Here is a 13089-nt window from a genome sequence, read left to right on the forward strand (position 1 = left end):
TCTAATTCGAGCTGAAGAAATTATGGCTTAAAAAGTTAGGCAAGGATCAGTGCGTTTAACTTGACTGTGGGAGTCATACCAACGCCCGCATAAGTGGCGAAATAAAGCTTGGCTATACTAAACGAAGAATGAGCGCAGCCAAGCTTTTGCGCCCACCCTCAATGCGATTGTTATATTGCCTTGTAAACCATTGGCTCACAAGGCTTTGGTTTATATTCACAATACCGATATTCAATGGTTACAATGTGAGCGACAGCTTGCTCTTTAGATACTTGAGTAAATAAACCATTCTTTAATACATAAAATAGCTCATTTTTATTAGCTGCTATTTTAAGTTGATTCCATTGACCAGCATCAACCAAGTTTGAATTGTGATTGAAGCGATATTGTATAGTTGCATCTTCGGCTAATATAATTGAACTGTAGGCTCCAAAATATAGCTTACTATTAATGTCGTTAACTTTTACTTGTTGGTACGCACTCGGATCTTGGTATGCAACAGGAGATATTAGATATACGATTGTACTTTCGGTACTAGGCAGAATAGGAAATTGATACTCAGCTGATTTGGATTTTAAAATTTCAGCAGGAATTCCAACGCAAGATATTAGTGCTGAAGCGACTAAAATAATGATTAGATTACGCATAGCTCCCTGCAATATATCGCTTGCCGTAAACGGCACAAAATAGCAGGCTAAAATTGGCGACGAAGAAGCACAAGCCTGCTATTTTGCGTCCTTTGGTTTGGGCATTTGTTATGTACTTTTATTCAGATTTTAAGCCAGACAACTTAACGCTTTCACCTTTTGAAATTGATTTTGCTTGGTCTAAAGTAAACTGAAACCAAAATTCAGTGCGATTCTCAACGAAATAACTAAAGCAAAACTCCACTTCATCAGCGTCAAAGCCACCAACAAACGATGGAGACTGAAACATATCGCTCGACTCTATTTCAAGCCATTGATGAGTTGAGCAGTCTTGGTTAACTATCTAAATACAAATAGATTTTAATTCATCTTCAATTGGTGTATCCATCACCGACCTATTAGAGTCAAAGCCCGCATAATGGGCGGATTAAACAGGCTAAAATTATAGCGAGGAATGAGCGCCAGCCAAACTTTAGACGTCCCACACATAATTGACATGCTATATAGCAATATGTACCAGAGCCGCATCTCGGAATTCTTGGTAGTTGTCAGCATACTCCCAAATAGAAAATAAGTGCTCTCCATTTGAGTCGACTAAACAATACATTTGGCAATTAGCATATTCTTTCGAGTTTTTTAAATCACTCCAAGCATGGAATGATGATTGCCCGTTTTTACATAGAACGATTCCTTTAGAATCGAACGTAAAACTAAACTTTAAACTCCGAAGGAAACGAACCAATAGAAAAAAATATTTGCCACAAAAATAAACCAAAGCGCTACATAAGAAAAATAAAAAAGTTAAAGTTTGCCAATCACCATCCGCAATTCTATTGCTTGATAAGTAAATCATAGATAAAGGACCTAGTGCATAAACAGGCAAAAGTATGACTCCACAAATATAAGCCATTATTTGAACAGAGTTAGAATGTTGAACCATATTTCCCTTGGTATATAACAATTTTATAGTGCGCTCGTGCCGCATCTTTCTGCCGACGTTACGCGCATGTATTAATAAGTCTATTAGTAACAAATAACTTAAGGCATCGCCAACTCTAATTTTTATTGGTACTAAAGATATTCAGAAAAAAGAAAATGCGCTAGTCGCACATCTTGGGCCATAAATAAGTTACCCCAAACTCCCGTTCAATTACTTATCCATCTGTACTTCAAACTCCTTAAAAATACTGTTCACATTCACTTTTGCGCCTAGCTTTGCAGCGATTAAAAACAGGCCTGCTAGTTTTCTGTGAACGAACAAGGCATCTACTGGCGGTGCGTGCCAATGCTCTGAGGCGGTACTCATTTTTAGGCCGAGTTCTTTAATGCGTTTTGGCAAGTCGCTATTTGCAAAGTCATACTCTCCTTGGTGGCGCAGTGGCTCGCAGGCGAGGAGAAATATATCAACGACATTATCTATGTATTCTTGAGCAAGCCCTTGTTGAAAATAGCCGATTTGCTGTGCTGCTGTTGCAACGCCTGCTCTGTCGTTACTAATCGCACCAGATAATAACTGTAAGTAACCATCACTAATATGCTGAGGTAGTTCGCGGGTAGCGCCAAAATCTAAAAGTACTAAGCGTTGATTGTCGATTTGATATTGATAATTAGCAAAGTTTGGATCTGTTTGAACTAGTTTAAAGCTAAATAATTCACGTAAAAATAGGCTGAGTAACTGTTCAACCGCTTTATTACGTAGCGCTTGCTCTGTGTTTGCCAGTTCATCTAGCTCTTGTCCCTCAACAAAGCTCATGACTAAAACTTGAGAAGAACTAAGCGAATCTACCACATTTGGTATAAGGTAATTGTCGTCACCCTTTAAACACTCTCTGTAGCGTTTCAAAAAATTAGCTTCTAATTCGTAGTCAGCTTCGTTTATAAGCTGTTGTTTTGCTTCATCGATAAGAGGCTGTATTTCTACCTCTTTGGGTAATAAGCCACTGAGCTTCAGAAGGTAAGCTAAGTTATCAACATCACTGGCAATGCCTTTTGCAATACCTGGGTATTGCACTTTAACTGCTAACTTTTCGCCCGATTCTCGATAAGCAATATGCACTTGCCCTATTGATGCCGCAGCAAATGGTCTAAGTTCAAAATGCGATAATTGCTCTAACCACGCATCACCCCAATGCTCACGCATTACTTTAACTAGCTGCTTTTGCGGCATAGCTGTCGCTTCAGCACGCAGCCTTGCTAAAATTGCAGATAGTTCAGGAGTGAGTAATTCACCACTATCCATGGATAACAGCTGCCCCAATTTCATTGCTGCGCCACGCAAATTTGCTAGCTGCTCTGCAAAGCGCCGAATATTTTGGGGCTGTAACAGTAACTCTTGTCGTGATGTTTGCTTGCCCGTCGCCCATGCTTTTGTGCCTTCAAACAGCATATTACCCGCGACTTTACCAGCTAAAGAGCCAAGCCGAGCAGCGCGTGAAAACCGTGATGTTGGAACAGACTTTTGTTTATTACTCATATTGCTTCACACTATTAACTTAATGCTTTGAATACGTTGATTGTTCTGGTTTAGATCCACTTTGAGCTTACTATATCCAGCCTTTTCGCCAAAAGTAAAAAGCCGCATGGCTTCCCGATGCGGCTATTTATTTAAAAGCAAGTCAATGAATCGCTTTATTGAGTGTTATTGCTTACCAGACATCAACTGTTCCATTAACTGACTAAAGTCGAAGCTAGCCGCTTTTTGTAGTGGTGGATATTTTGATAATGACTGAATATGCTCACCAAGTAAGTGTTGTACGGGCTCATTTAGCCATTGTTTAGCTTGCACTATGTCTGAGCGGTCGGTTAAACCATCAAAGCTTTCAAACGGATCCATACGTATGTTATAGAAAATTGGGAACTTTTGCTTTTCATAAGGAGCATAATAATTTTCGCTCGTTTCAAAGTGCAGCTTCCATTGCTTGTAGCGAATCGCTTTTATACTTGATTCGTAATAGTAGAAAAAGTGATCACGGGCGCTTTGGTCAGTTTTGCCAAGCCAGTAATTCAGGTTATTTACGCCGTCAATCGGTTGCTTATGCTCTTTCAGTGCTTTTTTCGCGATATTTGGTTCACCTGCTGCTGCAGCTAGCGTTGTGTAAATATCCATGTGCGATTGAATACCGTTTAATACTGTATTTGCAGGTACTTTACCTGGCCAGCGAACAATCATAGGCACACGTAGACCACCTTCATAGGTCGTCATTTTCTCACCGCGAAACGGTGTTGTACCACCATGTAATCGAGCACTGTGCTCCGGGCCATTATCTGTAGAATAAACAACAATAGTGTTATCAAGCACACCCATATCATCTAGTGCAGCCATTAACTCGCCCACTTGTTGATCATGTTCAATCAGACCACTGCCGTATAAATCATGCTCTGTGGTGTATTCTTCTGCTAAATAACGGCTCTCATCACTTAAACGCGTGTACATATGCATTCGGCTTGGGTTAAACCAAACAAAGAAAGGTTTATCTGCTTTTTTCGCTCGTTTAATAAAGTCTATGCTTGCGTCCATAAACTCTTTATCAACGGTTTTCATACGCTCACGAGAAAGCTGGCCAGTATCTTCAATTTTTTGTTTACCCACTTTGCCAAAACGTGGGTCAACAGTTTTGTCATCTACATTAGTTGCGTAAGTGTGTAAAACACCTCGCGTACCATACTTTTTGAAGAATTCAGGATCTTTTGGGTAGTCTCGTTGCTCGAATTCTTCTTGGGTATTTAAATGGTATAAATTTCCGAAAAACTCATCAAAGCCATGCACGGTTGGTAAGTGCTCGTTGCGATCACCTAAGTGATTTTTACCAAACTGCCCCGTTGCATAACCCTGCTCTTTTAAAACCTCTGCAAGGGTATAAGAGCCTGCTTTTAAACCAAGCTCTGCGCCTGGTCGGCCCACTGTAGTCATGCCACTACGAATTGGATATTGACCTGTAATAAGTGCAGCGCGCCCTGCAGTACACGATGGTTGCGCGTAATGATCGGTAAACATTGCCCCTTCGTGGGCGAGTTTATCGATGTTTGGCGTTTTATAACCCATGGTACCAAGTCCATAAGCACTTACATTTTGCCAGCCAACATCATCGGGGAATATAATTAGAATATTGGGTTTGTCTTTAGCAAAAGCGACAGAGCTTGCTAAATATAAAGCAGCGGATGCTACGGCGAGTAGTCTTTTCATAACAGCAGTCCTTCGTGTATTTTAATAAAATACTATGTAGTTTAGTTTTTAAACTTGTAGTACTTTTTTTAGTCTACTAAAAATACTGTGTACCGCAATTATTATTAATGCTAGGCATAAAAAAACCGTATTTTCTGATCAAAATACGGTTTTTAAAACGTTATGAACTTAAACGTTATTTAATAACTTCTAAGCCACCCATGTAAGGGCGCAATACTTCTGGTACAACAATCGAGCCGTCTGCTTGTTGATAGTTCTCTAAGATTGCTACCAGTGTACGACCAACTGCTAAACCTGAACCATTTAATGTATGAAGTAGCTCTGGCTTTTTCTCACCTTGACGACGGAAACGCGCTTGCATACGACGCGCTTGGAAATCAACCATGTTTGAACATGATGAGATTTCACGATAGGTGTTTTGTGCAGGTAACCATACTTCTAAATCATAAGTTTTTGCTGCACCAAAGCCCATATCACCCGTACATAAAATCACTTTACGGTATGGAAGTTCTAATGCTTGTAAGATTTGCTCAGCGTGACCTGTTAGCTCTTCTAGCGCTTGCATTGAGTCTTCTGGTTTTACTAGTTGTACTAATTCAACTTTGTCGAATTGGTGCTGACGAATAAGACCACGTGTATCACGGCCATAGCTACCTGCTTCACTACGGAAACAAGGCGTATGCGCTGTTAAACGAATTGGTAAGTCGCTTTCATCGTAAATTTCGTCACGAGCACTATTCGTAAGCGGTACTTCAGCTGTAGGAATTAAGCTAAAACCTGGTTGTTGCTGACCGTCGTCATCCACTAAACCTAAAGTGTGAAATAAGTCACCAGCAAACTTAGGTAATTGGCTTGTCCCGTATAAGCTTGCGCTATTAACAAGGTAAGGCACATACATTTCTGTATAGCCGTTTTGCTCTGTGTGCGTATCAAGCATGAACTGCGTAAGAGCACGGTGCATACGTGCAACTTGACCACGCATAACAGTGAAACGCGCGCCACTGATTTTAACGCCCATTTCAAAGTCTAGGCCGTTTACGTCTTGACCAACATCAACGTGATCTTTTACTTCAAAGTCGTATGACTTAGGCGTACCCCAGGTTGAAATTTCAACGTTTTGATCTTCGTCTTCACCTACAGGAACAGACTCATCAGGTAAGTTTGGAATAGCAAGTGCAATTTGCTTAAGCTCTTCAAGTACTGCGTCTTGCTCTGCTTTTACGCTGTCTAGTTGATCGCCAAGGTTACTGACTGAATCAAGCAGCTGTTGTGCTTTTTCGTGCTCGCCTTTCGCTTTTGCTTGGCCGATAGCTTTGGAACTTGCATTACGCTCGCTTTGAAGTTCTTGCGTTTTTACTTGTAATGTTTTGCGTTTTTCTTCAAGTGCAGTTACCGCTGCAGTATCAAGTTCGTAACCGCGTGATGCTAAACGTGCAGCCGCTTGTTCGATATCTTGACGTAAATATTTAGAATCTAACATGTTCGATTTTTAACCTTTTTGCATTACCAGCTGAAGGCCCAGCCAAGCCATAAATATACACACCACCACGTTTAAGGTGATATTGAGGGCCATTTTAAAAAAGTGACCTTGTTGCAAGAGCAACAACGAATCCATTGAGAATGTTGAAAAGGTGGTCAATGCACCTAAAAAGCCAATACCAATTAAGGTTTTAGCGGGGCTAACAGCGATTATTTCTTTTTCAATCAAGCCGTATAAAATGCCCATTAACAATGAACCAAGAATATTAACTGTCAACGTGCCAAAAGGGAATCCCCTACCGAGCAGTTTTAGCATGGTTTCGCTAAGAAAATAGCGTAAACATGCCCCTGAAGCGCCACCCATTGCAATCATCATGTAAAGTTTCAAACTATTCATAACGTTTAATATCACTTTGCTCGTTGCGCTTGGTTAAATATTCCAGCTTTTGTTTTATTTTTTGTTCAAGCCCGCGGTCGGTTGGGAAGTAATACAGGCGATCATGAATTGCCTCTGGGAAATACTTTTCCCCTGCTGCAAACGCACCTTCCTCATTATGTGCATACCGATATTCAGCGCCATAACCTAAGTCTTTCATTAAGCTAGTTGGCGCATTGCGTAGATGCTCTGGCACCGGATGGCTCGGCTCATTTTTAGCATCTTGCATAGCTTGATTAAACGCCATATAAACTGCGTTACTTTTCGGGGCACTGGCTAAGTATATGGTGGCTTGTGCAATAGCACGCTCACCTTCACTTGGGCCAACACGTTGAAAAATATCCCACGCATTGAGTGCGACTTCCATGGCTCGCGGGTCAGCATTGCCAATATCTTCTGTAGCAATCGCTAATAAGCGCCTAGCCACATAAAGTGGGTCGCCGCCCCCTGCTAAAATGCGGCAGTACCAATATAAGGCGCCATCAGGTGAACTACCTCGCACTGACTTATGAAACGCTGAAATCAAGTCGTAAAACTCATCGCCGCCTTTGTCGTATTTGGCTAAGTGAGTTGGTAAAACTTGGCTTAACACATGTTGTTCAACAAGGTATTTACCCTGCTGCTCCGTGGTTAAATCGACGGCTTGTTCTAACAGGTTAAGCACTTTACGCGCATCGCCATCACTTGCTTGGCAAAGCGCTTGCTTAGCGTTTTCGGCAATTTCAATGTGTTTTTGGCTGAGCTCTACGTCTTCACGTAAGGCTCGCTCAATTACGTTAAATAAATCGGCTTGTTCAAGTGCTTTTAATACGTACACACGAGCACGAGACAGTATCGCGTTATTAAGTGCAAATGATGGGTTTTCGGTGGTTGCGCCAACAAAAATAAAAGTACCGTCTTCGATATGCGGTAAAAATGCATCTTGCTGAGATTTATTAAAACGATGCACTTCGTCAACAAACAATAAGGTGCGCTGTCCTCGACCAGCAAGGTTTGCTTTTGCTTCGCTTACGGCCTCACGAATGTCTTTTACACCTGCTGTGACTGCCGACATTTGAATAAGGCTGGCATCGGCATGGTTTGCAATAATCTGCGCTAACGTGGTTTTACCAACGCCTGGCGGTCCCCACAAAATGAGGCTGTGGCATCGACCTGCAAGAATCGCTTGGTAAAGAGGTTTATCTGGGCTTAAAAGGTGCTGCTGACCTATGTAGTCATTGAGTGTTTCGGGTCGCATGCGCGCCGCAAGTGGGCGCACATCAGGACCAAAATTAAATCCGAGATTACTCAAGCCTTAATCACCTTGGCTTTGGTCGTCAACTTCAACGCCTTCTGGAATGGTAAATTCAAAGGTTTGAGTTGCAAGTGCTTCGTTTACCTTGGCATCTTTAAAGGTAAATAAAGACTGCTGACCTGAGGTATCTAATACAGTCAGTGATGCTAGGCCTTGCTCTTGAGCGTTAAAGCGAATGTCTAACTTTTCAACTTGGCTCTCAACGCCTTTGTTTGGCGTGACGCTAAAGCCTGCATCCGTTGCCACAACTTGGTATTTAGCCCACTGCTCTGGATCTTTTGAGGTCAACAATACAAACGGTGTTGAATCAATCAGGCTGTGAGTATTCATAATCGTTACTTGCTCAGCAAAGCTGTCGAAGTAATACGTTTTGTCGCCATTAGATACAAACAAGGTATCGTCTGGGCTTTGCTGTTGCCAGCGGATCATCATAGGTTGCTGAAGGGCAATATTCCCCTCACCTTGCATGATAGCTTCACCTTGTGAATCCGTCACTTGCTGTGAAAACTCAGCTTTAAAACTTTTAATCGCAGCCAGTTGTTGTTGCAACGCTTCGCTGTCGTCAGCAAAACTTTGACCGCTTAATAAACAGCCCACAATTAGGGCTAGGTATTTAATTTTTTTCATTAATTTGCTCCACCATTTGGCACTAAGACTTCGCGGGCACCGTTGTGTCCTGGTGCGCTAACAATGCCTGATGTTTCCATTTGTTCAACTAAGCGTGCTGCGCGGTTATAACCTACACGAAGCTTACGCTGTACACTCGATACCGACACTTTGCCGGTTTCAATGACAAATGATACTGCTTCATCGTAAAGCGGATCTGACTCTTCATCACCGTCTTCACTGGTTTCTCCTGGTAGTAAAATTTCTTCTGTGGCATCGCCACTTAAAATTTCATCAATATAATTTGGTTTGCCACGTTTTTTCCAATCGTCTACAACCGCATGTACTTCGTGGTCGTCAACAAACGCACCATGCACACGCACTGGCACACTGGTACCCGGCGGTAAGTAAAGCATGTCACCCATACCAAGTAAGTTTTCAGCGCCTTGCTGATCTAAAATGGTACGCGAGTCAATTTTACTTGAAACTTGGAACGCCATACGGGTTGGAATATTCGCTTTAATCAAACCGGTAATTACATCAACCGATGGGCGTTGTGTTGCTAGCACTAAGTGAATACCTGCAGCACGGGCTTTTTGCGCGATACGTGCAATCAGCTCTTCCACTTTTTTACCCACGATCATCATCATGTCGGCAAATTCGTCAATAACCACCACAATACTTGGCAGTTTATCTAGCTCTTCAGGGCCATCGGCCATGCCGTCGGTGTCTTTAAACAGTGGATCTAGAATCGGTTGACCCGCTTCTTTGGCATCCAACACTTTTTGGTTGTAACCTTTTAAGTTACGCACCCCAAGTGCCGACATCAGCTTATAACGACGTTCCATTTCGCCTACACACCAACGCAATGCATTGGCTGCTTCTTTCATGTCGGTCACAACTTCACATAATAAATGTGGGATGCCTTCGTACACAGAAAGTTCAAGCATTTTCGGGTCAATCATGATCATACGAACATCATCAGGGCCCGATTTGTACAGTAAGCTTAATATCATTACATTAACGCCCACTGACTTACCTGAACCTGTGGTACCCGCAACAAGTAAATGTGGCATTTTGCCAAGATCAGCACATACCGGCTCGCCAGCAATGTCTTTACCTAACACCATAGTCAGTGGTGATGGGTTTGATTCGAACTTAGGCGCGTTAATAACTTCACTTAAGCGCACAATTTCACGGTGTTTGTTAGGCAGCTCTAAACCAACATAAGTTTTACCCGGAATAACTTCTACCACACGTACACTTACAGCAGACAGTGAACGTGCTAAATCTTTCGCTAGGCCAGTGATTTTAGCTACTTTAATACCCGGCGCTAAATCAAGCTCAAAACGCGTTACAACCGGACCTGGGTACACGCCCACAACCGCAGCTTGAATGTTAAAATCAAGTAGTTTGGTTTCAACTAGACGCGAAATACCATCAAGCTCTTCTTGAGATAATGGGTTTTTCGCTTTGTCTGGGCGGTCTAATAAATCAAGAGACGGTAACGGGTTTGCAGGCGGCTGCTCTTCAAGCAGTGCTTCGAACTTTTCTTTTGCCGTTGGCGGTGGCTGATACGCAGGTTTTGGTTTAGGCATAGGGCGCGCAGGCGAAACAACCGTTGTAACAGGTTTTTCTGGCTCAACAACTGGGCTCTGATCAAGCGCATTCAGTGCCGATACGGTATCGAATGATTCATCATCAAGGGCACTAAAACCAATTTCTTGGTCAAGAATATCGTCTAGTTCATCAAAGCCTTTAAAATCATCATCGGCTTTTTCAGCAGGCTTTTGCTTAGGCTTAGTAGGCTTTGATTCTTCTTCATCTGCATCATTAAAGCTAATTGCTGGCTCGTTTTCTGGCTCTACAAAGTTAGCGTCTGGCTCTGTAGTGGCAATATCTTTAACGGCTTCTTTTTCACGATGTAACCAAGCAGAAAATTGCTCACGTAAAAAGTAGAATGCTTTCATTACCCACTTGCCGACAAAATCGACAAATTGCACCCACGAAATACCGGTTAATAGGGTTAAACCAGCAAAGAAAAAACACAGTAGTAAAATTGAGGTGCCGGTAAAATTAAAGGTAGGCATCATTGCTGTCGCAATAACATCCCCCACTACCCCACCAGATGAGAAGTTATAAATATCATCAAAATTAATGCTGCTGATAGCTGTCGCTGAAGTAATAAACAACGCAAAACCAATAACACGTAAGGCAAGCGTGGTGTAATCAAGCTGGAAAATACGGTGTGGCTGTTTAAACAATAAATAACCGAACAATTGAATAGCAACAGGCACTAAATAAGCAAGCCAGCCAAAAGTGAGTAATAGGATATCTGCAACCCAAGCTCCCGCTGTGCCGGTAATATTCTTAACATTAACAAATTCACCGGTTTGCGACCATGAAGGGTCCGCAGGATCAAAACTGATTAATGCACATAAAATAAATACTGCAGCAAAGGTGCTGATGATTAGCCCCGTTTCTAACAGTCTTTGAACACCATTTAGGCGCATAGCTCCCTATTCCTTATTATTCTTTACTGATCGATTAGCAGTGAAATACCTTAGCAGGAAATGCCGTTTGATGCACTTTATCTTAGCCTTGATGGACTGATAATGAACAAGTTTTTGTTACTCAATGTGTATTTTAACAGTTTAGGCAATATATGGGCGAATAATGACCCCTTCTTCACCTTTTACTTCTTCCATTACCACATAAGTTCGGCTTTCACTAACATTTGGTAGTTTTAGTAGAATATCACCCAGTACATTTCGATATTCCGACATATCATTTACACGTGTTTTTAATAGAAAGTCGAAATTACCCGACACTAGATGGCACTCAATTATTTCGTCGTGCTTTTTAACTGCAGCGTTAAATTCTTCGAAAACATCTGGTGAGGTTTTAGTGATGGTTACTTCTACATAAACCGACAAACCTTGGCCAAGCTTAGCAGGATCCACTACTGCTTTATATCCAAGTATATACCCCTCTCTTTCGAGCTTTTTTACCCGCTCCAAACAAGGGGTGGCACTTAGTCCTACACGCCTTGCCAGCTCTACGTTAGAGATCCGACCATCGAGCTGTAATTCCATTAAAATTTTACGGTCTATTCTGTCGAGTAATTGATGCATAAGCCAAACCAGAGTTTTGCACTGTTTAAAATATATTTTTAGATTATATCACTAGAATACCACTTAAAAAAGGTGAGACACACTGGCTGGTCATGAATATAATAGTCAAAAATTTTATCCCGTTCTATTAAGGCGAAAAACTATGATTATTGGTGTACCTAAAGAAATCAAAAACCATGAATACCGTGTAGGTATGGTTCCTGCGAGTGTTCGTGAACTAGTAAACCATGGCCACCAAGTGTTTGTTGAAACTGATGCTGGTATGGGCATTGGCTTCACTAACGAAGATTATGTTGCAGCTGGTGCTGAAATTTTACCAACAGCAGCAGACGTTTTTGCTAAAGCTGAAATGATCGTTAAAGTAAAAGAGCCACAAGCTGTTGAGCGTGCAATGTTACGCGAAGACCAAATTCTATTTACTTACCTTCACTTAGCACCGGATCTTCCACAAACTGAAGACCTAGTTAAAAGTGGCGCAGTGTGTATCGCTTACGAAACAGTAACTGATTCACGTGGCGGTTTACCTCTTCTTGCTCCTATGAGTGAAGTTGCTGGTCGTATGTCTATTCAAGCTGGTGCACAAGCGCTTGAAAAATCAAACCACGGTCGTGGTATGTTACTTGGTGGTGTACCAGGTGTTGAGCCAGCTAAAGTTGTTGTTATCGGCGGCGGCATGGTTGGTCGTAGCGCAGCGCAAATGGCTGTTGGCCTAGGTGCTGATGTTGTTGTTCTTGACCGTAACATCGACGTACTACGTGCATTAGACGCACAGTTCGGTAATAAAGTTAAAGCTATCTACTCTACTGCTGACGCACTAGAAAAACACGTACTAGAAGCTGACCTTGTGATCGGTGGCGTACTAATCCCAGGTGCAGCAGCGCCTAAACTAGTGACAGCTGAGCACATCAAAGCAATGAAGCCTGGTTCTGCAATCGTTGACGTTGCAATCGACCAAGGTGGTTGTATCGCAACTTCTAAGGCGACAACTCACGCTGATCCTACTTACATTGTTGATGACGTTGTTCACTACTGTGTTGCTAACATGCCAGGTGCTGTTCCACGTACTTCTACGTTCGCACTTAACAATGCAACATTACCGTTCATCATCAACCTTGCTAACAAAGGTTATAAGAAAGCGCTTCTTGACGATGCTAACTTCTTAAAAGGCTTAAACGTAATCAAAGGCCAAGTTACTTATAAAGAAGTAGCTGAAGCTTTCAACATGGAATATGTTGACCCACGTACAGCAGTTGAAAATGCTTAATTAGCATTGTGAAACAAAAAAAGCAGCGAAATCGCTGCTTTTTTTA

12 protein-coding genes are annotated in these 13089 nt (G+C 42.0%); 1 reads left to right on the top strand and 11 read right to left on the bottom strand.

Annotated elements, in window-relative coordinates; translation table 11 throughout:
* Positions 1-170: 170 nt before the first annotated feature.
* The 11 genes from BIZ38_RS11490 to lrp form a co-directional block, all read right to left on the bottom strand.
* Positions 171-647, bottom strand: coding sequence for a hypothetical protein (locus BIZ38_RS11490; RefSeq protein ID WP_187490307.1), 477 nt, complete (start codon positions 645-647; stop codon positions 171-173).
* 118 nt (positions 648-765) lie between these two features.
* Positions 766-936 (bottom strand): hypothetical protein, encoded by a 171-nt coding sequence (locus BIZ38_RS11495; RefSeq protein ID WP_187490308.1) that lies wholly within the window; start codon positions 934-936, stop codon positions 766-768.
* Between the two features lie 210 nt (positions 937-1146).
* Positions 1147-1587: a hypothetical protein gene (locus BIZ38_RS11500; RefSeq protein WP_187490309.1), complete on the bottom strand. Its 441-nt coding sequence runs from the start codon at positions 1585-1587 to the stop codon at positions 1147-1149.
* A gap of 210 nt (positions 1588-1797) precedes the next feature.
* Complete coding sequence (locus BIZ38_RS11505; RefSeq protein WP_187490310.1) at positions 1798-3120, bottom strand: ABC1 kinase family protein; 1323 nt, start codon at positions 3118-3120, stop codon at positions 1798-1800.
* A gap of 165 nt (positions 3121-3285) precedes the next feature.
* Positions 3286-4830 carry an arylsulfatase gene (locus BIZ38_RS11510; protein ID WP_187490311.1) on the bottom strand — a complete coding sequence of 515 codons (1545 nt, stop codon included), beginning with the start codon at positions 4828-4830 and terminating at the stop codon, positions 3286-3288.
* Between the two features lie 175 nt (positions 4831-5005).
* Positions 5006-6310, bottom strand: a complete 1305-nt coding sequence (serS, locus tag BIZ38_RS11515) for a serine--tRNA ligase (RefSeq protein WP_054552975.1) — start codon at positions 6308-6310, stop codon at positions 5006-5008.
* A gap of 9 nt (positions 6311-6319) precedes the next feature.
* Positions 6320-6706: a fluoride efflux transporter CrcB gene (crcB, locus tag BIZ38_RS11520; RefSeq protein WP_082389253.1), complete on the bottom strand. Its 387-nt coding sequence runs from the start codon at positions 6704-6706 to the stop codon at positions 6320-6322.
* Complete coding sequence (locus BIZ38_RS11525) at positions 6699-8036, bottom strand: replication-associated recombination protein A (protein ID WP_187490312.1); 1338 nt, start codon at positions 8034-8036, stop codon at positions 6699-6701. The genes crcB and BIZ38_RS11525 overlap by 8 nt, the downstream gene beginning before the upstream one ends.
* Positions 8037-8039: 3 nt before the next feature.
* Positions 8040-8666, bottom strand: coding sequence for an outer membrane lipoprotein chaperone LolA (gene lolA, locus BIZ38_RS11530; protein ID WP_187490313.1), 627 nt, complete (start codon positions 8664-8666; stop codon positions 8040-8042).
* A complete protein-coding gene (locus tag BIZ38_RS11535; protein WP_138615744.1) occupies positions 8666-11158 on the bottom strand; it encodes a DNA translocase FtsK in 2493 nt (830 codons plus the stop codon). Before BIZ38_RS11535 ends, lolA begins: the two co-directional genes overlap by 1 nt.
* A 141-nt stretch (positions 11159-11299) precedes the next feature.
* Complete coding sequence (gene lrp / locus BIZ38_RS11540) at positions 11300-11779, bottom strand: leucine-responsive transcriptional regulator Lrp (RefSeq protein WP_054552971.1); 480 nt, start codon at positions 11777-11779, stop codon at positions 11300-11302.
* A 142-nt stretch (positions 11780-11921) separates the two neighbouring features.
* Here lrp and ald point away from each other — a divergent pair, with 142 nt between their 5' ends.
* The gene (gene ald, locus BIZ38_RS11545; RefSeq protein WP_054552970.1) at positions 11922-13043 is read left to right on the top strand and encodes an alanine dehydrogenase; all 1122 of its coding nucleotides are present in this window, start codon (positions 11922-11924) and stop codon (positions 13041-13043) included.
* Positions 13044-13089: the final 46 nt, after the last annotated feature.

This window comes from Pseudoalteromonas sp. BZK2 (assembly GCF_014349195.1).
GTDB classification, from domain to species: domain Bacteria; phylum Pseudomonadota; class Gammaproteobacteria; order Enterobacterales; family Alteromonadaceae; genus Pseudoalteromonas; species Pseudoalteromonas simplex.

What these genes read in the sequence shown, in the direction of transcription:
- crcB (WP_082389253.1), bottom strand. Translation starts at nt 6,706, where the DNA reads ATGAATAGTTTGAAACTTTACATGATGATTGCAATGGGTGGCGCTTCA.
- BIZ38_RS11500 (WP_187490309.1), bottom strand. Translation starts at nt 1,587, where the DNA reads ATGGTTCAACATTCTAACTCTGTTCAAATAATGGCTTATATTTGTGGA.
- serS (WP_054552975.1), bottom strand. Translation starts at nt 6,310, where the DNA reads ATGTTAGATTCTAAATATTTACGTCAAGATATCGAACAAGCGGCTGCA.
- BIZ38_RS11495 (WP_187490308.1), bottom strand. Translation starts at nt 936, where the DNA reads ATGTTTCAGTCTCCATCGTTTGTTGGTGGCTTTGACGCTGATGAAGTG.
- ald (WP_054552970.1), top strand. Translation starts at nt 11,922, where the DNA reads ATGATTATTGGTGTACCTAAAGAAATCAAAAACCATGAATACCGTGTA.
- lolA (WP_187490313.1), bottom strand. Translation starts at nt 8,666, where the DNA reads ATGAAAAAAATTAAATACCTAGCCCTAATTGTGGGCTGTTTATTAAGC.
- BIZ38_RS11535 (WP_138615744.1), bottom strand. Translation starts at nt 11,158, where the DNA reads ATGCGCCTAAATGGTGTTCAAAGACTGTTAGAAACGGGGCTAATCATC.
- BIZ38_RS11505 (WP_187490310.1), bottom strand. Translation starts at nt 3,120, where the DNA reads ATGAGTAATAAACAAAAGTCTGTTCCAACATCACGGTTTTCACGCGCT.
- BIZ38_RS11490 (WP_187490307.1), bottom strand. Translation starts at nt 647, where the DNA reads ATGCGTAATCTAATCATTATTTTAGTCGCTTCAGCACTAATATCTTGC.
- lrp (WP_054552971.1), bottom strand. Translation starts at nt 11,779, where the DNA reads ATGCATCAATTACTCGACAGAATAGACCGTAAAATTTTAATGGAATTA.
- BIZ38_RS11510 (WP_187490311.1), bottom strand. Translation starts at nt 4,830, where the DNA reads ATGAAAAGACTACTCGCCGTAGCATCCGCTGCTTTATATTTAGCAAGC.